The organism is Croceibacterium xixiisoli, assembly GCF_009827305.1.
Classification (GTDB): Bacteria; Pseudomonadota; Alphaproteobacteria; order Sphingomonadales; family Sphingomonadaceae; genus Croceibacterium_C; species Croceibacterium_C xixiisoli.
The window spans coordinates 1673738-1694985 of sequence record NZ_WTYJ01000001.1 but is presented as its reverse complement, the minus strand read 5'-3'; the positions used below and the strand labels follow the sequence as shown (position 1 = coordinate 1694985).

Here is a 21248-nt window from a genome sequence, read left to right as displayed (position 1 = left end):
CAGCTTATTCAGAAAGGACACTTACATGCCCATCAGCATGGCAATTTTCGACGGGGAAGCTTTCGAGCAGTCCTCGATGATCACTGGCCTCGACAAGCGGACCTACATCCCCAACGGCCTGGACGAGATCATTGGGTTCGAGCCCAAACGCGTGACGACTGATGTCGTGCATATCGGTCAGAAGAACCGCACCAATGGCGTGATCCAGACCACGCTGCGCGGCGCCCCGATCGAAATGCGCGGTCGCGACGACGAAAACGCTCGCCCTATCCGCATCCCGCGCATCGCCGAAGGCGACAAGCTGTTCGCTCACGAGTTGGCAGTCATGGCCCCTTGGCAGGAGCAGACTGAGGAAGACGTGGTTGCCGCGAGGATCGCCGAAATGCAGGAGGATCTGATCGGCGACGTGGAAATGACCGAAGAGCATATGCGCCTTGGCGCACTCAACGGCACCGTGCTCGACAAGGATCTGTCGACGATCGTCAACTATTACACCGAGTTCGGGATCGTCCCGCCATCTGCGATCGATTTGGGCCTCGATGATCCCGACATGACAATCGGCGAACTGCGCGAAAAAATCGGGACACTGATCGTGATGGCGATCGCGCGGGGGGCCGGCCAGGGCAAAGGTGCACGGATGCAGATCCGCGCCGTTTGCGGTGACACTTTTTGGTTCAAGCTCACTGGCCACCCAGCGCTTGAGAAGACGTATCTCAACTATGCTGCAGCGGCCGCACTCCGCGAAGAGCAACTTTGGGAAACCTTCTCGTTCGGCGGGGTGCTCTGGTTCCATTACCGTGGAACAGACGATGGATCGACTATCGCCATCAATACCAACCAGGCCAAGGTTTTCCCCTACCGCCTCAAGGGCATGTTCCAGCATGTCATGGGGGCAGCGAATGAATTCCTCGACCTGATCCATCAGCCTGGACGCCGCTACGTCCCGTTCCTGGTGCGCGACCGGGACCGCAATCAGTGGGTGCAGCCGGAAATCTACGCCTACCCGCTGTTTCTCAACGCGCGTCCGGACCTCGTCCTGACCGCAACCGTCTGAGGTGCCGCATGGAACCTGTGAAAACAGTTGAACGGGTGGCGGCCATCACCGCCACCCTGCACGACGGCCGCAGCATGATCGTTCTGACGAAAGGAAAGACGGTCACTGTCGCCGAATCCTCCCTCGCGTTTCTCGCCAAGCACAAGGCGCTGAAGCAGGAGGGCGCAGCCGCTGACGGCGAAGGCGGTGCCGACGACGCCGGCAGCGGCGACGACGGCGCGACGGTCGGCGACTTCGTTGCGACCAAGGGCAACGCTGGCTGGTACGTGATCACCGGGCCGGGAATCGACCCTGCCACCCCCGTGAAGGTCAAAGGCGAGGCAAATGCCAAGACCAAGCTGGCTGAACTGGAAGCCGCACTCGCCGACGCTGATAGCGATGGTGACGACAAAGGCGGTGATGACGACACCAGCGAAGAAGGCGGCAATGACGACGCCGGCAACGACGACGGCGCCGGCAGCGGCGACGACGGCGCGCCGGCTGAATAAGGATTGGGGGCGGGCCTGTCTCGCCCCCTACCCACCATGGCCCTTCCCAACTTCGCTGCTTTCGCGGCGCGCCTGCGTCGCACCAGCGTCGACGTTCTGGGCGACGCCATTCAATACAGAGCAGCCGGCTCTGTCGCGTTCGTGTCGCTGCAAGCGCACGTCGATTATCGCGATCTCGCGCAGGGCTTCGACGCCTCTCAGGTGATCGAGCAGAATATCCAGATTTCGGTCATCAAGACCGATGTTCCGGCCAAGCCCAGCAAAGATGCCCGGATCACTCTGCCCAAGGCGCCCGGCTTGCTCTTTCGCCCTGAAAACGTTCGATCGAACAAGTCAGGCACTCGTTGGGATTTCGAATTGAGGATCGTCAGTGTCTGAAGCTGCCATCTCCAAGGTCGAGTATCGGCTCGGCGAAATTCTGACCGCGTGGCCTGGGCTGGCTGGCTTCACCGTCAAAGCGGATGCCAGCCCGGCCGACGCGATCGATCCAGAAACGATCGTGATCTACACGACGTCCTATAAAACCGTGCAGTCCGATGAGCAGGGCCAGACCCGGCACATCGCGACAATCGAATTCGAAACACTCACCGGCCCGTCAGCTGCGGGCACCGTCAGCCGGCAGAATCAGAACGCCATCGCCCATATCGTCGCCGCTCTGGCTGCCGACCGTTCGCTGGGCGGCATGATCGAGGATGTGCAGGAAATCGATGTTGCGCCGCTGGAGGCCAATGGCCGCGACCACGCCGCTGCCTCACTGCAAACCGAAGTGATTTTCTACACCCCGCGCGACGACTGGTTCACCATCGTTGGCGTCGGCGGTGTGCTTTTCTGACCTCTCCACCAAAGGAATCAAACATGGCTGATGCGACCTGCCCGCCGCTCGGGACGGGCTCTGTTGACCTGCACGCGCTGCACAACGCCGCGCGGGACGGCGCCGATCTGGCGAAGGCGCTTGATGACGCCACCGAACGCGCGCCGGTGCCGATCGTCGCGCTGATCGCGAATGCGACCGAAGAGCCCGTGGCTTTCGCCGTGGAAGAACACGAACCGATCACCGAGCAGCCCCCGGCCCAACCGGCTCCCGCCAAGGCGCCTCGCCGCTAAACCTCTGACAGAGAAAGGTTGCCGATATGGCCCTCAAGTCGAACAATACCGCCGTCGCGGTCACCATCCAGCCAGCGGCCGACATCTTCCAAGCCGCCGGCCCCAATGATCTGATGCCGGTCTCCAATCTGGTGCTGAACATCCAGGGGACCACGCTGGACAACAACGAATACACCGGCAGCGTGGCAAAGAACGCCCCCGCCGTCGTCGGCAAGCGCGTCACGCTGTCGTACAACATCAAGCTGCGGCCGCCCGGCGGGGTGGACGTGCCTGCGGCCAATGCTTTCCTGATGGGGCGGATCCTGCAGGCCGGCAAGCTGACCGAAGTCCGCAACACTGCCGCTATCCCTGCTGCGCCGGAAGCCCTTGGCGTGGGCTCGGACGTAACCAATGCGGTGCTTGGCGCCTCGGCAGCGGCGACCGCGCAGCTCTATAAAGGCTTCCCACTGATCCTGTCCGACAACGGAGCCAGTTATCCCCGGCGCCTGACCGCAATCCGTAGCTATGGCGCGGACCGAAAGGCCGAACTGATGGAAGTGCTGGCGATCGCGCCGGCTGCCAATTACCAGATTCCCAAATTCCTGGGCTATTACCGGTCGATCACGTCTGACGATCCGATCATCCTGAGCCACGAGGTCTTCATCGACGGCCATCGGTTCGATCTGAAGGACCTGCGCATCAACTCGCTTCGCCTGGTGGTACCGACCAGCACGAAGGAAACGGCAGCCTATCCGGAATTGCAGGTCGGTTTCGATGCGGTGATCGCTGCCACGGACAACGAAGCCACCCCGGCAGTGCCCAGCCTCGGCGCAGTGCCGCTGTTCAAGGACGGCGATCAGCACCTCAGCCGCTTCCCGATTGGCGGCCAGACCTTCACAATCGATTTCGGCATTCAGACCGAACTGCCGCCCAACCCCAACAAGGCTGACGGCAACGACTTGGCCGAGATCGTCGCCAGCACCGCATCGGTCACCATGACACGTCAGCATTACCGCAAGAACGTGTTCGACACGCTGGCCTTGGCCGACGCTCAGCTGCAGCATCCGTTCTGGGCGCAATATGGCCGTGCCGCCGGCGCCATGGTCGGCATCGTCGTCCCCGATGCTCGCCTTAACTACGGGTCGCCGGATCTCGGTGGCGGGCTGGTGATGGAAAGCGGTGATCTGATGGTCGACGCATTCGATCGCGGGATCGGGATCTACTTCCCTTACTGACATCTTCCCCCTGGGCCCGGCAGCAGTGTGGGGCCATTTTTTCGCACATCAAGGACCATCCTGACATGCCCCAGGACATACCCTTGGAGGCGAGCGACACGCTCACCTTCACCCCCGACGCGCTGAAAGGCGCATCCCCTGCCCCGACCTTTACCTTGCGCACTGCGACCACGCGCGAAAAGCGCATGTGGCGCCGCCTGCTGATCGAGGAAGGCGCCCGCACACACACCATCGAAGCGATTCGAGAGGAGATGGTGCGCGGTCTCCAAGCCGAGTGGGACGCCGCCACGTGCGGGCAGCACATTCCCATGTTGCGTGAATATTGGGCGGCCTTCGACGAGCACGCACTACAGCGGAAAGACGATCCGGATCTGAAATGGGAATGCGATCCCATAATCGAAGAAGCGGTTCACCAGCTGGAGCAGCAGGTTCAGCGCGGCTGGCGCCCGCTGGCGAAGATGCGCGCCGACAATCTCGAATATGGCGACATCGCTGCCGTGGCCCAGATCGCCGTCATGATCGACACCTTCTCCGGCATCGAGCTCGAAGCCGAGCGCGACGGCAAATATCTGACGTTTGATACGGCCGAGGGCATGCGTGAAGCGCTTGGCGTTTTGGAACTTCGCGCTGGCAGCAAACCTGGCACCGCGTTTCAGGAGCTCTATTCCGAATGTGCGCTGCGCATGTTCCTTCGCGCGAGCACGGAAAAAAACTCCGCATCGCCGTCGCCGTCCGACACGCCCCCGCTGAATTCGAATGCGACGGCCCGTGGGACATCGACGGCATCGAAGGCCAAATCTGCCGCGAAGACCTCGAAGCGCTAACGCATGATGATCGCGACCTTCTGCGCCTACACGACCAGTGCGACCGCGGGATGGCTGGCATGGTCTATCCCGATGGCGGTGCCGTGCTCGATCAGCCGCTGCTGCTGCTCGACGCTTTCGCCGTCGTTGGCGATGCCAAGGTAAAGGCGCGCAAAAATGAGCGTCCGGACAAGACTTGATCGCGGTAACCACCGGGCGGCATTCGACGCCTATTACCGCGGTGCTATCCAGGTCATCGAACGCGCTGCGCTGATCGCCACCGATCGCGGCCGGCGGGTTGCTCTCGCTGAAATTCGGCGGGAAATGCAAGCTGGCCGGCTCGGGCGGCTCGGCAACGGGATTGGGTCTACCTCCGACCTCGAGCGCGGCCGGGGCGTCTACCGGCGCAGTGCGGAAGGTTTCTCCGCATCGGGCATGATCTATGTCCGCTCCAAATCCGACCGAACGCGGGGAGCGATCGAGGCTTACACCGAGGGTGCGGAGATCGGCCCACGCCGGGGCCGCTGGCTCTGGATCGCAACTGACGAAATTCCGCGTGTGACGAACCGCCAGCGCATGACGCCTGAGCTCTATCGCGCCAACGGGTTCGAACAGAAGATCGGCCCGCTGAGCTTCGTCCGGAATGTGAACGGCAACCCCCTTTTGGTCGCGAAGAATGTCGGCGTGTCGGAACTCGGCCAGCGGCGCAAAGCGCGGTCTCTAAAGCGCAGCGGGATTCCACGTGCCGGCCAGCGGGCAAAGGCGTTCGTGGTCGCGTTTGTCGGCATCCCCCGCACCTCACGCGCCGCCCGTGTCGACGTGCGGAACATAGTCGCTGGCGTCCAAGCCCAACTGCCCGAAATGTTCAACCAAGCCGTCAGGAGCGTGCGCCGGTGACCGATACAGTCTTTCCCGCATACCTGCGGCTTGAGCATCAGGACAGCGTTGCAGGATCTGCATTCCTGTCCGAGATTGACCGTGCCCTCCGACCGGCGGAATCGCGACTGGAAAGCTTCACGCGGGAGGCCCAGCGCCAGCTGAATACGGCCATGACAGTGCCCCGCACCACCGCAGGCAGTCTCAATCTTGACGTTGGCGAACTCCAGGCCAACGCGCGGGCACAAGAGCTGCGCGCAAAGGCTGCCCGCGAGGTCGCTGAGGCAACAGCCCGCGCGGCGCAAGCTGAGGGCGATTACAGCCATAATGCGCGACTAGCGCGCGCCGCGACGGAGGCTCTTGCGAGAGAAGAGGAAGAGGCTGCGCGCGCTTCCCGATCGCATGCCGATGCAATCGCCCAGGTCCAAGCCCAGCTCAACTCGCAGCGGTCGACGGTATCCGTTCTAAGCGGTGAATATCTCCAGTTGGCACAGGCTGAAACGGCAGCGGCCAACGGCGCTCAGATGCTGTCGGCGATCAATGCCAGCACGGGGCTGGACCGTGCTGCAAAGAGCGCTAGGGACAGTGCCGATGCCTTCCGCGATCTGATCGAGGCTACCGCTGCGCAAGACGAGCGAGCCGCTCAGGGCTTTCTCGACAACGCATTCGGCCTTGATCGCCAGACGAAGAGCGCGCGCGAAAGTGCCCAGGCGTTCCAGGAGATGTTTGCAGAGCAAGAGCGCACTGCGCAAACAAACGCAGCATTGGCAGCAAGCGCGGTTGAGCTCCGAACGCAGCTCGACCCGATGTATGCGGCTCAGCGCCGGTTCGACGATGAGATGGAGCGCGCTGACCGGCTCTACGATGCGGGCATCAGTGGGGTCCGCGAATATGCGGCGGCGCAGCAGTTGGCGCGCAACAACCTGCGGGAATCCGCACAGGCTGTGATGCAGAATAGCACCGCCGTGGAGCGCGCGGGGCAGGCGAATTCTGCAGTAGCAAGGTCAAATCAGGCTGCATTTGTGATGCTGGGGCAGCAGATGCAGGATGTGCTCGTGCAGGCACAAATGGGCACGAGCGGTATCACCATTTTCACGCAGCAGGTCCCGCAGGCTGCCTATGCTTTGTCCGGTTTGGCAGACAGCTCTGATGAGACCCTGTCGAAGGTGGGCGAGATGGCCTCGTTCATGTCCGGCCCTTGGGGTGCTGCCTTTTTTGCTGCAACGGCGATCCTGGGGCCGTTCATCTACGACCTTATATTCGCAGGCGAAGCGGCATCTGAAGCAGAGCAGAAAGCTTATGACTTCTCAAACGGCATGGATGTGCTGCGCCTGAGCACTGGTGAAGCGTCTCACGCTGTTGCGCAATTGGCTGAGGAAATGCGGGCCGCAATTGCCGTCCAAGGCGATTTCCTCGACATGCAGAAGAACATCGCGACCCTTGGGCGCGAACAAATTGAGGGCCGGCTCGCCACATACCAAGCTGAGCTTTCAAGGCGACGGCAGCAGGCGAACAGTTGGACGTCTCTCATTCCCTTCAATCAGCCGAATTATATTCAAATGGGCTGGTACGAGCAGCAGATCGAAGAGGCAGAAAAGCAGCTTGGAGGCAGTCAGGGGGCTCGGCAGGCGGAGCTGGATGCAAAGATCGCCGTAGCTCAGCGAGAAGTGCTGGAGCGACGAGATCCCTTGGCAGCTGCTCGCGGGCAGTACGAGCGAGCAGTTGGCGAACTGAAGCACAGATTTGACCAAAGCGACGCAGATCCAGTCGGGGCGGCCGACCGCGGCATCTTTATCTCTGAGGAAGGGTACAAGGCCGAATTCGATCGTCTGACCGGAATCAAGGAAGCGGCCGAGGCAGCGGCGCGATCAGCGCGGCGCACGCCACGCAAAGAGCGCGATACATCGGCAGCTGAGCTACGCGCAGCGCAGAGGCTTGCAGAATTTGCCGAGGACGCGGAACGGAAAATTGCCGCCGTTCGCGATCGCTTCTCAGATATCCCACCGGAAGTGGCGCGCGTGAATTCGTCGACCCGCGAGTTGAACGATCTCATCAGTGATCTGACCACGAAAAAGCCGGAAAACTTCGCGGAAATGGTCAGACAGGCCGTAGAGCTGCGCGACGCGCTACCCGGCCTGGCGTTCGCTCAGGCGATGGGCGATTTGAACCGCGCGTCCGAAGAGCAGATCATGCTGCAGACGGCCACCAACCGTGGCCGGCGCGAAGACGTGGCGTTGGTGCAAGAGGTGCTTTCGCTGCAGCGTCAGTTTGGGCCGCTCAACCGCGAGCAGCTGGAAACCGTGCGCGACATTGTCAGCGCGCGAGAATCCGAGCTGGAGATGCTTGAGCGCGCTCAGGACATGCAACTTAACTATCTGGATACGACGCGTAGCGTGCGGTCGGAACTGGAGGCAATCTTCGCTGGTCGTGGCAGCCTGGCGAACTTTGGCGAGATCTTCCGCGACCTGAAGGCTCGCGTCACCGTCGAAAACATCTTCGGCGATGTGCTTCGCGAAATGGATGAGATGGTCCAGGGCGGCGGAAAGCTCGAGGACAGCGTCGACTATATCGTCGAGCAGAATGAGCGTGCGGCCGAGGCCGCCGCCACCCTTGCCGCGAGCCTGGCCACCACGGCGCAGCAGATTTCCGATCCGCAAACGCTATCTGGCCTGACGTTCGATGAGGCCTTTGCTCATCTGCGCGATCCTGCTGGTGACGCCGCAAACGACAATGAAGGTCACGGCAACGAGATCGTTGTGACCGGCACCCGGCGCACGCTCTCGAACATGACGCCGGAAGCCTACTTCGAGGCGATGTCGAAAAAGCTGGTTGGTCCGCTCACCAGCGAACTGGATTCGATTTTCGGCACAAGCTTCTTCTCCCAGATGCAGGGTGTCCTGTCCGGCGCCCTTTACGGTTACGCCACCGGCGGGGACGTGGGCGGCATCCTCGGCGCCGCCCAAGGTGCTATGAAGACGTTCGGCAATGACATCTTCGGCGAGAAGCTGGGCGGCGCTATTTCCGGCGCTCTGGGCGACGCGCTGAAGGGTGCTCAGACCGGATCGATGGTAGCGGGTCTGGGCAACATGCTCGGATTGAACATGTCCGGCACCGGCTCGCAGATCGGTGGGATGATCGGGTCTGCCCTGCCAATCCCGGGCGGGGACATCATCGGCGCAATCGCCGGCGGCATTCTGGGGAACATGTTCACCAGCACACCCGACGGCAACCTCGGCATCACCGGCATCGGCGGACGCACGCAGTCACGCAGCAGCCGAGATGAAATCGGCAGCAACCTGGGCAGCATGGCCGGGCAGCTGGATTCCCGGCTCAAGCAGATCGCCGAGCAACTGAACGCCGAGATCGGCGCATTCAGCGTATCGATCGGTCAGCGAGAAGACTATTTCCGCGTCGGCGGCGATGCCAATTTCGACGCGGGCGCCAAGCACCCCAAGGGTGCCCTCTACAACGGCAAGGATGCTCAGGCAGCGCTCGAGGTAGCCATCCTCAACGCGCTCAACGATGGCGCGATGATGGGCATCTCGCGGCTGTCACAGAACCTGCTGAAGAATGCCAAGAACTTGGAGGAAGCCCTCGCCGACGCGCTGGACATCGAAGACGTATTCAACCGGCTGGCCCAGCATCGTGACCCGATCGGTTTCGAGATGGACGCGCTCGACAAAGAATTCTCGCGGCTGAAGGACACGTTCACCAGCGCCGGCGCGACGGCCCAGGAAATGGCTGATCTAGAAGAGCTCTACTGGATCGAGCGCAATCAGCTAATCAAGGATGCCACGGCGCGCGAACTCAGCACGCTGCGCGGCTTCCTTGACGAACTGACGGTCGGCAACTCGGCAATATCCCTGCGCGAGCGGCAATCGATGGCGCTGTCCGAATATAATCCGCTGGCTGAGCGGGTCGCGGCCGGCGACGCCACCGCCTATGACGACTATGTCGAGGCGGCCCGCCAGCTGCTCGACATCCAGCGGCAGATTTCGGGATCGCAGAGCGGCTATTTCGACCTTCTGGCCGAGATCACCGCTTTGACGCAGGGCGCGTTCGACGACGTCACCGGCGGCCTGTCCGGCATCGAAGATCGGGAAAGCCCCTTCGGCACGACCGCCCCGGCCGACAACGCTGGTGTCATCGATGCGGTAAACAATCTGCGCGCTGACATCGCCAGCGGCCTCGCTAACAAGCTCGACGCGGTGAACGACAATCTCGGCACGCTTATCGCTCAGAACAGCTCCTCGCAGCGCATGCCGGTCTGGCAGGGCAGCGGGGGATCCTGGTGAAGCCCTGGCACTGCATCGCGACCATATCGCCGTGGCACCCCACCGAGGATGCCAGGATTGACATGAGCGCGTGCTCGGCAGCGCTGCGCGAGATTACCGGGCTCGGCGATGTGCTCCGCGAACCGGCGATGATTGACCTGCCGGCGATGAGCATCAGCCTGTTCGACGGCGCGTTCGGATCGGCCGTGCAACCGGGTGACGCCCGGTTCTCACTGCAGCTGGGCGCGCTCCGGCGCAGCCATCAGTGGGTGGACGGGTGCCACATGGCGAGCGCGCCGGTTGACATCAGGGTCGGTCGTGTCGGCGATCCATGGCCGTGGCGCCTGCTGTTCCGTGGCAGGGTAGCGACATTCTCGACGACGAACGACGTTCTGGCGCTGTCCTGCCAGGTCGACGCCGAGCCGTTCGCAGCCAAGGTCCTCCCGGCAACCTATGCGGGCACCGGCGGCGCGGAAGGCGGCACCGACCTGAAGGACCGCGAGAAGCCACTGATCATCGGGCGGGCGCTCAACGTCGAGCCGGTGCTGCTGGACGCGGTGGATTCGCTCTACCAGTTTTCCGCCTATGGTCCAATCGAGGCGATCGACGCGCTGTATGAGCGCGCCTCCGCCTTTGGCCCCCCGGTGGCTGATTATCCCGATCTGGCTTCGCTGCTAGCGGCGGCGGTACCGCGGGGCGCCTGGGCCACCTGTCTCGCGCAAGGCATGGTCCGCCTCGGCGCGCCAGCGGCGGGGGTGATCACCGCCGATGTGAATGGGCATGTCGTGGGCGATGCTTCTCCGCTGCGCACCGGCTCCGTCATTGCGGCGCTGGCGGCAATTGCTGGCGTGCCGGTCGACTTGCTTGCGACCGAAACGCTCGACGCGCTCGATGATGCGGTGCCCCACCCCATCGGCATCGTGCTGCAGCAGCAGGCAACGTTCGTAGATGTGGCGCGCCGGTTGGCCCTGCCCTGCAATCATCAGGCCGGGATCGCGCTGGATGGCCGGTTCTTCGTGACAGCGGTCACCGTCGGCGAGGATCCGGCATTGCTGCTCGACACGCAGGGCCGCACCGCGCCCCAGGTCACAGATGCGCAAGAGCTGACCGTCACCGCGCCATTCGCGAAGACGATGTTCGGCGGGGCCCGGAACTGGCGCGTCCAGACGATGGACGAGATAGCCTTCGATGCCGAGTTGCTGCCGCGCGGGCGGTGGGATGCGGACACGCTCTACCGGTACGGCAACATCGTCACCCTGCCCGATCTGTCCGAATGGATATACATCGGCGTCGGCGCGACAACAGGCAACGCTCCCCCGGTCTGGCCGGAGACGGAAAACGCCTGGTGGTCGAACATGACACCCCCGGCATCCGCAACCGACCTGACCTATGCGGACGGGACGCCCATCGAGGATCTGAAACCGGCCGAGCCAGGCTCGACAGTTGGCGCACCTCCGGGCACCCCTGTCGGCGATCGCGAGGCGATGCAGCTTCTCTCCGACCTCGACACGCTGGGCGGCCAGGTGACCGAACAGGCGGGCGTGCTGCTGGAGCACAGCGGCAAGCTGACGTCCTACTGGCAGGTCGAGGCGATCGCCGGCGGCCGGGCGCAGCTGCGGGTCTATTCGGACAGCAATGGCGGCGGCGGTGTCGATATCGTCGGCGACCTGCGGGTCGATGGCAATGTGCTGATCAGCGGCACCGTCACCACCAATGCGCTCCTCGATGGGGCGGTTGCGACCGACAAGATCGCCAGCAACGCCGCGTCGAAGATCGCCTATGCCGAATCCGGCCTAGTCTATCTGACCAACAACGTCGAAATCACCTGCGCCACACTGGTCGTGAACAAGGACAGGGCAGACAGCGTCCTGAAAATCATGGTCCACGCCAATGCTCGGCTCGAGGACAACACCAATCGCACGAACATCATCAGGGTCGATGGCAACATCGTCTGGCAATCCCTGGTGCAGCCGTCGGGCGATGACACAACCTATGCAACAGAGGCTTGCGTGACGATCCTCGGGGGCCTGTCTGCCGGCACCCACACGGTGACGTTCAGCTGCCGGATCACCAACGGCGCGACGCCCAACGCCTCTTACATGAACCTGACCTTCCTGGACGTTGAGGAACGCAAACGATGACGACGTGGGTCCATTACGATCCTGCCACCGGTGCTATCCGCCAGGCGGGGTTGTGCGCGAACGAAGCAGAGGCCGGGCAGCAGGTACCGGCAAAGGATCTGCATCTGCTGGTGCTGCCCGATGGGCTGATCGGCGGGCCGCTGACGCCCGAGCCGGATTTGTCACGACTAAGGCTCTGGCTGCAGCAGCAGATTGATGCTCAGGCCGCCCGGCTGTTCGCTGGCGTGGTGACCGATATCGCCGGGCAGGACCGCCGATATCTGTTGAAGGCGCGCGAGGCCCGGGAATGGTCGGAAGGCGACGAGGTCACGCATCCCGAGCGCTATCCGTTCATGCTGGCAGCACGCGACGCAGCGGCGGCCGTCGGCGCTGATGTGACGATGATGGATATTCGCGATCAGATCTTGGCCCAATCAGCTGCGTCTGCCGCAGCGGAGGCAGACATCGAAGCGCGCCGCGTTACACACAAGCAGCTGATCCGCGACGCCGGCAATCTTGCCCAGATCATCGAAGCCGCCGCCGTCAGCTGGCCGGCCGCATAGCGCTCCGGCGCCAACAAAACGAAAAACAGGAAGGTTGATATGGCGATTGAGCAAGCGCTCAGCGCGTGGAGGCACGCGCCCTGGGGCGGGACGACAGGTGCCGAGGATATCATCTGGATCGGCGATGATTGGAGCGCTGCGGTGTTCCGCATGGTGATCGCGAGCGACTACGGCGCTGATCCGATCATCACGCTGACCAATCAGCCTGAGGGGCAACAGGGGATCTCCGCCGCATACGACCCCGATATGGTTCACCCGACCAGCGGCGCGATCGTCGGCGGCACGATTATCCGGCCCCAGATCGACAAAGCGACCCTCGAAGCGCTGCCCGACCCCACGGTCGAGAGCGCGAATATCGCGCTGGTCCACATGCTTTACGCCACTCCGCCCGGCCGCCCCCAGCGCGTCGTTCGGTCCGGCTCTTTCACGATCAGACAGGGAGTACCTCAGGAATGACCATCCACCAGCAGAGCGTGGGCGGACGGACCATCGCCTATGTCGGCGAGAACCTGGCCGAGGCGCGACGCATCGCGAGACTGGTCGCAGAAGAGCGCGACACCATCGAGCAGAATGTGGCGTCTACGTTCAATCCCATCCTCTCGGCCGTCTCCAGCTTCGTCGATACGGAAGCCAACAACGTCAACGGTGCGTATCTCAATCGGATCGGCGCAGCGGTGCCCCTTGCAAATATGCGATACGCGAAAGCGGAAATTCCGATTGGGGCGACCAAAGTCCGAATCTCGACACGCTTCGAGGGCAGCTTGGCAGAACTTCAGCTGATCAGCTGGTATTCGGACGCTGGCGGCGTGGCATACCTCAGCGGGCTCGATGGCGCCCCCAACACAGACTATTTCGCGGCGGTATTCGATGTCCCGCCTGGCGCTCGATCGATCGGCGTCAACGGCCGGGTCGCGCTCGCCATCAAAATTGAGGTTGCAGAGATTGCCGCAGATTTGAACGATCGCGTGTTGGCGAATGAAGCATCTGTTGGCGCCATCCAAAGCTCACTTGCTGGCTGGATCGACAGCGTCGCGCCCACAACCGAGAACTCATATCTCAACCGCTATGGTGTGGCGGTGGCCAGTGCAGGTCTACGGTTCGCCAAGGCGAGCATTCCGGCTGGGGTGCAGAAAGTCAGAATCACCACCAACTTCCGCGGCACTCTCGATTTGGTGCAGTTGATCACGTGGTACGGTGACGCGGCTGGCACCGCGTTCATGGGGCGGGTCGACGGCACTTCTGGCGCTGATTACTTGGCGGCCGAATTTGATATCCCTCTCGGAGCGGAGGTGATTGGGGTGGATGGCCACAACACGCGCGCCATCAAAATTGAGTTTCTGGAGGTGGCCCAAGAAGTTGCCCCTAGGCTTATCGACCTTGAGCAGCTGACGGCTGCGTTGCCAGTGATCCAAGGCGCTGTCTCCAGCTATGCAGACAGCGGCGCGGCGGTGGTTGCTGACGCCTATCTGAACCGCGCAGGGGCCGTGGTAGCGGCGGCTACCTTCCGCTATGCGAAAGCCGCCATCCCTGCAGGTGCATCCAAGGTACGCATCTCGACCAGATTTGAAGGGTCGCTTGCAGCGCTGCAACTGATCAGCTGGTATTCGGACGCAGGTGCGACAGCCTATCTTGGCCGGGTCGATGGCGCGCCCAACACCACCTATGCCAACACCATTTTTGACATCCCGCCGGGCGCGCAAGCTCTGGGCGTGGACGGCAAAAACTCGGCGCCGATCCGCATCGAATTCCTTGAGGTTGTCGACAATCTGGCTGAGATTGTTTCCAACCTCTCCGGCACCGGTCTGCCAACGAAGCTGACGATTGTGGGTGACAGCATGTCAGCCACCGGCACCGCCGGGTTTGGCGATGAACTGGGGGCAGAGCTTGGCCTGACCACCTACCAGCAGGGGATTGGGGGCAAGCGATCGAACGCCGTCTCCGCGCTGTTTGGTGGCATCCCGTTGACCGTCACTGTCACCGGCGCGTCGATCCCCACTGCAGGCGAGGCGGCGATCACACCCGCCGCGCCGCTTGATGATCTAAACTCGCGTGGCGGTACCGATTGCGTCATGCTTGTGATGGCAGCCGGATATCTGTGTGAACTGCGGTATTACACGGCCGGCGGGACCTATGCCCTCCGCCCGGTGGAGCATCCCCGCACCGCGATCCCGGTGGTCAATCCGTTGACCATCATGCCGCTGACCGGCTGGGTCATCGGGACCAATCCAGCGGCCTGCGTTTCGATGCGTACAATGTTCAGTGATGCCATCGCTGTCATCCGGGTCGGCGTGAACGACCAAGGTTATACGCTGCGCCCCTATGCGCAAACCACCATCGCCAATATCATGACTCTGCACGACAACCTGCAGCGCTATACCGATAAAATACTTGTGGTGGGGCCGTGCAACGGGGCGGTCGATCTGACGGCTGCCGAGGGCGGCATCACTGCCGGCGGGGCACCCTCGACGCTCACACCCGAACAGTCGGAAATCAAGCTGGCCAACATCGACAGTCAGCGCTCCGGCTTGTCGCGGCTCTGCCCGGCATATTTCGACGCGCTGGCATTCCACGCAGGCAACGGCGGCGGCGAAACGAAGAGCGCAAATGGTCGCAGCTTCGTCGTGCTGACGCAGACAGCCGCGAGCCCGAAGCTGTCGGACGGGCGACATGAAACAGTGGCGGCTCAGCAAGAGCTCGCCGCCGGGGTTCATGCCTATCTGAAATCTATCGGCTGGGTGAAATGATCACTTCATCATGTGCAGATTGCAGTCGTCGCACTGCTTCGACGCGTGCGCCTGACAGTCTGGGCATGGTGCCCAAAACGCTCTGAGCGATTCAATGATGCGCTTGATCATAGCCATCGTTTTACCCGCTTATTTTGCTTCCATCAATATCACTGAAAGGGCTGGCTATGAGCTTCGCTCAACGCTCAATCGTGCAAGGGCCGCTCACCGTGGCGCCGCCTTCATTTGACGGTCACGGGTGGCTGGTTGCCATCAATATGGCATGGATGACCGCCGGCTTCCTGCTGTTCACAATGCTGGCCATCTACCTGGCGCGCAAAATGTGGCAGCGGCGTCACTGCGAGCGGCTGATCGACCCAATCGGCGTATGGCGCGCCATTGGCTTGCTGCTGGGCGCAGCCGGCTCTATGCGCTTCGGGGCGGAGGCGCTGGTTATCTGGGGATGGAACCCCATGGACCCGCAAACGAGCGCCCTGATCATCACCGTCAAGCGCTTCGTTGATCCATTGGCGGCGACGCTGGGCATGGCTGCCATCGGGCTCTATTTTCTCGCCGAACGCGGGATGTCCGAACAGCTTCGCAAACGGCCTCACCCTATCCACTTCTGGCGATCGAAAGACCGGCTGCGACAGCCGGCCTTGCTGGTGATCTCCACCATCATCGCAGCTATCTGCGTCGTGAGCCTGCGGTGATCGGGCGCGTGGGGGCAATCTCGCTGGCGGCAACGCCTATCGCTGCAACAGCGGTCCAAGGGGCCACGGTCGCGACCGCTCAACCCGTCATCTGGCACCTGCTGGGCTATCCATTCGAAGCCGCGTCGATGTGCGCCGCGCTGTTCGCCTGCGCCACCTCGCGATGGTGGCTGGGCGCCGCCCAATCGACCCGCAAGCAATACCGCTGGCAGCTCGACGCCCCGGTCACGGTGATGATGCTGGCGCTGGCCGCTGGCCTGGTCATCGGCAACCGCCCGACGCCGCTGGTCGGCCTGCTGTTCGGCGCGGGATCGGGCGTGCTGGGCGAAGGCTTCTTCAAACTGGCCGAGAACTACGTGCGCCGGCTGTTTTCAGACCCCGGAGGTACACCTCAATGAATACGAAGCAATCTCAGACCTGGCTGAACGCCAGGGGCGCCGAGCTGGTGGTCGATGGCCAGTTCGGTCCGAAATCCAAGGCCGCGATGATCGAGGCGTTTCGCAACCGGTCAGCGCCGGCGGTCACACCGGCCGACATCGCCGCCCTTGCCGCGCGTCTGAAATGCACCACGCGGCAGATCGGAGCGGTTGCCCAGGTCGAAGGCGGCGGCAGTGGCTGGGATCGCTCCGGGCTGCTGGCCTGCCTGTATGAGCGGCATTACCTCTGGCGTCGGGTCAAGACTTGGGCGCTATGGTCGGGTGCGCGACAGGCTTATCTCTCCAACCCCACGCCCGGCGGCTATACGACCGACGTCAACGACAACGGCATGAATGACAGCTGGGAAAAGCTGGCCGATGCGACCGCGCTGTTCGGTGTGGAGGCCGCGCTTGAATGCGCCAGCTTCGGCAAGTTCCAGATTATGGGCGCGCACTGGAAGGCTCTCGGCTATTCCTCGGCGCTGGATTTCGTCTGGCAGCTAAGCCGGAACGAGGCTGCGCATTATGACGCCTTCGGCCGCTATCTCGAAGTGAACCGCCTCCTGCCGGCGCTGCGAGCGATCAATGGCGATCCTGAGAACGCCCGCCCGCTGGCACGCGGCTACAATGGCACCGGCTACGAAAAGGGCGGCTACCATATCAAGATTGCTGCGGCGTGGCGGTCGCTGGCATGATCGGCGCCGTCAAAGCCTGGATTGCGCCATACGTCGGCGCGCTGGTGGCGGGCGTCTTCGTGGCGCTGCTGGTAGCCTTCGCGGTCCAGACCTGGCGCCTCGGCCGCGAGCGGCAGGACAATGCCACGCTGACCGCAACCATTGCCCGGATCGAAAACGCGCAGAAGCACGCCGCCGACCTCGCCCGCCTTGCCCGGGTCGAACAGGAAGCGCGCTATCAGACGCTCGCACAAAGGACCGACGAACATGCAGAACAAGCCCAGGCTGACGCCATGGCCGATGCTCGCGATTTCATTGCTCGCAACCGGGTGCAGTGCCCGGCAGCTGGAAGTGCGGCCGGCAGCTCCGGAGCCCGCGCCGACAGTGACGGTGCCCCAGGTGCTGACCGATCCGGTGCAGCGGCCCAGCTGGATGCTGGATTGATCGCGGTGCCAGAATCCGACATTTTGATCTGCACGGAAAACACCGTGCGGCTCGGGAAGGCGCGGGAGTGGGCAAAACAGATCACGATTGTCGACTGAAAGTTGATGTGCGCTAACGGGCCAGCCTGTAAGCAGCGCGTGAACAGGGAATCGCCGCTGCATGCTCTACAATCTGCAAGTGCTGAGGGCCCTGGCCGCTCTCATGGTCGTGTTCGTTCACATTGGGGCGATCGAGCATCTTCACGCTGATCGAATGTTCCGGTTCGGGCATACCGGCGTCGATATATTCTTCCTCATCTCCGGCTTCGTGATGGTGCATTCCATCTGGAAAAAACCCGTGACGGCCGGCAACTTTGTCGCCAATCGGATTACGCGGATTGTTCCGCTTTACTGGGCGCTGACGATGGGCATTTTCGCCGTCGCGTTGCTGTTCGGTTACCCACTGATGCAAGCCAGCCTTCCGACCTGGCCAGAATTCTGGAAATCGCTGCTCTTCATCCCGTTCCTGCGCCCGGACGGCAACGTCCAGCCTATCTTCTTTCTCGGCTGGACGTTGAATATGGAGATGGCGTTCTACGCGCTCTTCGCTGCGTGCGTGGCGTTCGGCAAAGGTAGCCTCGACCGAACTATCTGGCCGTGTGTTACCGTCATCGTCACGATCGCAGTCCTCGGCGCGGTCTTGCAGCCGGCCGATGTGGCGCTGAAATTCTATTCCTCGCCCATTATCCTGCAGTTCGCGCTCGGCATGGTTATGGCTCTTGCCTATGCGCGGGGCATGGTCATCCCGGCGGGAGCGTCGTGGGTGCTTTTGTTCGTCAGCGCAGCCTTCATGGCCATCTATCCGCACCTGCGCATCGGGTTTCACAATGCATGGCTGCTGCCTGCCACGGGGGCGTTCGTTGGAAGCGTGATTTCACTGGAGCGGCACGGCTGGGCCATTCAGAACAAATTTATCCTGCTGCTCGGCGCGGCCAGCTACGCGCTTTACCTGTTTCATCCGTTCGCTACGGCTGCCGCTGATCGGGTCAGTGCGAAGGTTGGCAACTTCGCAGCCCTTCCTGTCGCAATCCTATTCGCTGTCCCTGTCGCCGTTATCCTCGCGATCCTGATCCACTGGGCTTTCGAGCGACCGGTCGGGAATTTGCTGCGCAGGCTGACCCACAACGCCCCGTCGGTCGTTGATCGACAGGAAAGCGCAGTTCTTGCCGGAGAGGCAAGCGAGGAAAAAGTTAGCGGGTGATCGCACCGATCAGCAGGGCGAGCGCAGCGCCGGTGAACAACACACTGGTCGCAGCCGAGCGCTCCAACACGAAGTAATCAACCATGAGCAGGACGAAGCATAGCACCATGCCGGCGCGTCCCGCGTTGTCCATCCGCTTGCGTTCCGGTTCCATGCCCCGCCTTTCCAATGTCGCGCGAGGGTTATCAGCGCACCACGATTCCGCAAGGCGGGGGAATGCCGGGCCGGCTGCTACCCCGCCCCCGGCTTCCCGTTGGCAGCCGCGTCGATCCGCTGATCGGCCTGACTGATCACAGCAGTCGCTGAATTAAAAGGCCCGCGGCGCCAACCAACAGGATAAACGCGCTGACAGCGGCGGCGAAAAGCAACAGCTCTCGTTTCCATCCACGCACGCGCACCCCCTTTTTGCGGCAAAATGCACGTACAAACACGTAGCAGCAACCGCAGATGGTTTCAAAAGTGCCGCTGAATGAGGTTCGTTACGATATACGCCAAGCCCGCCTCCACTTGGCGGGGCTGTGCAGTATCCGCTGCTTGACGGGAGAATTCGCTGTGACAATGACGACGCCGCCAGGCGCGGGAGTGGGCGGCAGAGATTCGGAGGCAACCAGTGCAATAATTGCACAGGTTGCGTCGAGCGCGGCACCCTCGCGAATGCCATCACCGCCCATTAATTTATATATCTGCAGTTGCTGCGGATACATAGGGCCCAACCGTGGTTAAGCGTTCAAGGGAGAGCGCGTTTGCCATTTTACAACTTCGAGGTCCGCACACCAACGCATGTAATGCTCACAGAAGGGGCGGAGCTGGCTGACAGCACTGCGGCACGCGTGGAGGCAGCGAAGCGAACTGGTCAGCTTTTGACGGAGCACGCAGGTGAACTCTGGGTCGATCAAGAATGGCAAATGGACGTCACTAACGCCGAGGGATTGATTCTATACATGCTGCAGATTTCAGCCTTCAGGTCAGCTGCGGTCGATCAAACACGTTGACGGTTGGCACATCCACTGGGTGATCCCGTTTGAGGCGGGGCGGCAAAATGACGGAATGGCTAAAATGCCCAGCTGATCAACAGGGCGAGGCCGCCGAAGAGCACGATAAATCCGCAGATGATGCCGACGAAGAATACGAAGGTTTCACGGTCTTGCATGGTCTTCCTCTCCATGCGGAAACATGCAGCGGGCCGATGGCAGCGGCAACTGAGAATTTTCGGGCGTTATCTTTCAGGAGCCGCGGGCGTGTGCGACTGGGCTATGGTGCGTTGCTAGTCGGCGCCGTGTTTCTATGTGCGTGGGAATGCGTAGGGAATTGGCCAACGAAAATTTTCGTTAGCAGCTACCAATAATTTTTGTTAGCTGCTGGTGGGAAGGAGTTGCGCATGAACCGAGTCGAAACATTAGTCGCAAGGTTTGGTAGCCAGTCCGAACTGGCGCGGATGCTGTCCGTTAAGCAGAGCACCGTACAATATTGGGTGAGTACCGGACGGATCCCGGCGAAGTGGCACCACAAGATCATCACAGCCGGTTCGGAAATTGGCCTGTCTATTGACCCATTGGAAATGCAACCTGGTCGGCAACCATCCAAAATTATTGTCGAACCTGAAGGCGGTTTTCCAGCATCGCCATTCGCTAAATGGAGGGGTAAGATTGACCTCGGCGGGGATGAACTTGACGTTTATGTCCTCGACACTGGCGACAGGGTGATTTCCCTTCGATCGGCAGTTAAATCGATTGCCGAAGCAGACAGCGGCGACCTGGCCAAGTTTACTGGTGTGTCTGCACTAAAGTCTTACATTAACAATGACTTGATCCTGGCCGAACTTTTGGATTTTTCCATCCCGGGCACTCAGTTTTCCGGTAGGGGGATGACCACAGAGCACTTTGAACTGATCTGCCGAGGTTATGTGCAGGCACTGTACAAGCAGGCCCCACTGACAGACCGACAGAGGCAAATCGCGATCAAATGCGCAGTTCTCACTGCGGGTCTGACCCGCACCGGACTTGATGCCCTGATTGACGAGGCGACGGGATATCAGTTTGAACGCGCTGAGGATGCTCTCCAGGTCAAGCTCAGGCTTTTCATTGCCGAAGAGTTGCGCGCTTGGGAAAAAACATTCCCAGACGACCTATGGGAGGAGTTCGGACGGCTGACCAATTGGCAGGGCCCATTAAGCAGCAGGCCGAAATACTGGGGCAAGCTCGTCATCGAACTGATTTACGATACCTTGGATCCCGATGTGGCGAAGTATCTTCGTGATAACCGCCCAGCGCCAGGCATCCGCTGGCATCAAAATCTCACGGAAAACCACGGTGCCCGGCAGTTGGTTGCCCGGTGTTACGAGATCGTTGGGCTCGCAAAATCTTGTGAAACAATGAATGAGTTGCGACAGAAGGTGCAGCATCATTACGGCAAGCAAGGGCTTTTGGCTGTCTACGACTGAAGCAGCATAGTGCCGTGACAATTCCCCGCCATCTCCGGATCGGCGGGGTTTTCTTTGCCTGGGGCCAGTTCCCTCCCGTCCTCGTGGCCGTGAGAACGACCAG

At 61.8% G+C, this 21248-nt stretch carries 21 protein-coding genes; 20 read left to right on the top strand and 1 reads right to left on the bottom strand.

Going from position 1 to position 21248, the window contains the following annotated elements; genetic code table 11:
- Positions 1–25 precede the first annotated feature (25 nt).
- The 18 genes from GRI97_RS08135 to GRI97_RS08050 all read left to right on the top strand — a co-directional run bounded on the left by GRI97_RS08135 (position 26) and on the right by GRI97_RS08050 (position 18705).
- Positions 26–1054 (top strand): major capsid protein, encoded by a 1029-nt coding sequence (locus tag GRI97_RS08135; RefSeq protein WP_161390541.1) that lies wholly within the window; start codon positions 26–28, stop codon positions 1052–1054.
- A gap of 8 nt (positions 1055–1062) precedes the next feature.
- On the top strand, positions 1063–1542 hold the full coding sequence (locus GRI97_RS08130) for a hypothetical protein (protein WP_161390540.1): 480 nt from the start codon (positions 1063–1065) through the stop codon (positions 1540–1542).
- A gap of 36 nt (positions 1543–1578) precedes the next feature.
- Positions 1579–1920, top strand: coding sequence for a hypothetical protein (locus GRI97_RS08125; protein ID WP_161390539.1), 342 nt, complete (start codon positions 1579–1581; stop codon positions 1918–1920).
- Positions 1913–2374 (top strand): hypothetical protein, encoded by a 462-nt coding sequence (locus tag GRI97_RS08120; protein ID WP_161390538.1) that lies wholly within the window; start codon positions 1913–1915, stop codon positions 2372–2374. The genes GRI97_RS08125 and GRI97_RS08120 overlap by 8 nt, the downstream gene beginning before the upstream one ends.
- 23 nt (positions 2375–2397) lie before the next feature.
- Positions 2398–2646, top strand: coding sequence for a hypothetical protein (locus GRI97_RS08115; RefSeq protein WP_161390537.1), 249 nt, complete (start codon positions 2398–2400; stop codon positions 2644–2646).
- 26 nt (positions 2647–2672) lie between these two features.
- Positions 2673–3860, top strand: a complete 1188-nt coding sequence (locus GRI97_RS08110; RefSeq protein WP_161390536.1) for a hypothetical protein — start codon at positions 2673–2675, stop codon at positions 3858–3860.
- A gap of 65 nt (positions 3861–3925) precedes the next feature.
- Positions 3926–4684 carry a hypothetical protein gene (locus GRI97_RS08105; RefSeq protein ID WP_161390535.1) on the top strand — a complete coding sequence of 253 codons (759 nt, stop codon included), beginning with the start codon at positions 3926–3928 and terminating at the stop codon, positions 4682–4684.
- 156 nt (positions 4685–4840) lie between these two features.
- Positions 4841–5560: a hypothetical protein gene (locus GRI97_RS08100; RefSeq protein WP_161390534.1), complete on the top strand. Its 720-nt coding sequence runs from the start codon at positions 4841–4843 to the stop codon at positions 5558–5560.
- Positions 5557–9834, top strand: coding sequence for a hypothetical protein (locus tag GRI97_RS08095; protein WP_161390533.1), 4278 nt, complete (start codon positions 5557–5559; stop codon positions 9832–9834). Before GRI97_RS08100 ends, GRI97_RS08095 begins: the two co-directional genes overlap by 4 nt.
- Positions 9831–11954 carry a hypothetical protein gene (locus tag GRI97_RS08090; protein ID WP_161390532.1) on the top strand — a complete coding sequence of 708 codons (2124 nt, stop codon included), beginning with the start codon at positions 9831–9833 and terminating at the stop codon, positions 11952–11954. Before GRI97_RS08095 ends, GRI97_RS08090 begins: the two co-directional genes overlap by 4 nt.
- Positions 11951–12496 carry a hypothetical protein gene (locus GRI97_RS08085; RefSeq protein WP_161390531.1) on the top strand — a complete coding sequence of 182 codons (546 nt, stop codon included), beginning with the start codon at positions 11951–11953 and terminating at the stop codon, positions 12494–12496. The genes GRI97_RS08090 and GRI97_RS08085 overlap by 4 nt, the downstream gene beginning before the upstream one ends.
- Before the next feature lie 39 nt (positions 12497–12535).
- Positions 12536–12952, top strand: a complete 417-nt coding sequence (locus GRI97_RS08080; RefSeq protein ID WP_161390530.1) for a hypothetical protein — start codon at positions 12536–12538, stop codon at positions 12950–12952.
- The gene (locus GRI97_RS08075; RefSeq protein WP_161390529.1) at positions 12949–15240 is read left to right on the top strand and encodes a hypothetical protein; all 2292 of its coding nucleotides are present in this window, start codon (positions 12949–12951) and stop codon (positions 15238–15240) included. The genes GRI97_RS08080 and GRI97_RS08075 overlap by 4 nt, the downstream gene beginning before the upstream one ends.
- Before the next feature lie 167 nt (positions 15241–15407).
- Positions 15408–15932 (top strand): hypothetical protein, encoded by a 525-nt coding sequence (locus GRI97_RS08070; protein WP_161390528.1) that lies wholly within the window; start codon positions 15408–15410, stop codon positions 15930–15932.
- A complete protein-coding gene (locus GRI97_RS08065) occupies positions 15929–16330 on the top strand; it encodes a hypothetical protein (RefSeq protein WP_161390527.1) in 402 nt (133 codons plus the stop codon). Before GRI97_RS08070 ends, GRI97_RS08065 begins: the two co-directional genes overlap by 4 nt.
- Entirely contained in the window at positions 16327–17043 is a 717-nt protein-coding gene (locus GRI97_RS08060; protein ID WP_161390526.1) for an N-acetylmuramidase domain-containing protein, read from the top strand. The genes GRI97_RS08065 and GRI97_RS08060 overlap by 4 nt, the downstream gene beginning before the upstream one ends.
- The gene (locus tag GRI97_RS08055; RefSeq protein WP_161390525.1) at positions 17040–17564 is read left to right on the top strand and encodes a hypothetical protein; all 525 of its coding nucleotides are present in this window, start codon (positions 17040–17042) and stop codon (positions 17562–17564) included. The genes GRI97_RS08060 and GRI97_RS08055 overlap by 4 nt, the downstream gene beginning before the upstream one ends.
- A gap of 61 nt (positions 17565–17625) precedes the next feature.
- A complete protein-coding gene (locus GRI97_RS08050; RefSeq protein WP_161390524.1) occupies positions 17626–18705 on the top strand; it encodes an acyltransferase family protein in 1080 nt (359 codons plus the stop codon).
- Here the strand turns inward: GRI97_RS08050 and GRI97_RS08045 are convergent.
- The gene (locus GRI97_RS08045; protein ID WP_161390523.1) at positions 18695–18859 is read right to left on the bottom strand and encodes a hypothetical protein; all 165 of its coding nucleotides are present in this window, start codon (positions 18857–18859) and stop codon (positions 18695–18697) included. The two genes, GRI97_RS08050 and GRI97_RS08045, sit on opposite strands and share 11 nt — an antisense overlap.
- A 589-nt stretch (positions 18860–19448) precedes the next feature.
- Between GRI97_RS08045 and GRI97_RS08040 the strand changes: the two genes are divergently transcribed.
- Together GRI97_RS08040 and GRI97_RS08035 are read left to right on the top strand one after the other, a co-directional pair.
- Positions 19449–19697: a DUF6894 family protein gene (locus GRI97_RS08040; RefSeq protein WP_161390522.1), complete on the top strand. Its 249-nt coding sequence runs from the start codon at positions 19449–19451 to the stop codon at positions 19695–19697.
- Positions 19698–20083: 386 nt separating this feature from the next.
- Positions 20084–21145 (top strand): P63C domain-containing protein, encoded by a 1062-nt coding sequence (locus tag GRI97_RS08035; RefSeq protein ID WP_202392602.1) that lies wholly within the window; start codon positions 20084–20086, stop codon positions 21143–21145.
- The last annotated feature ends 103 nt before the right edge of the window (positions 21146–21248 follow it).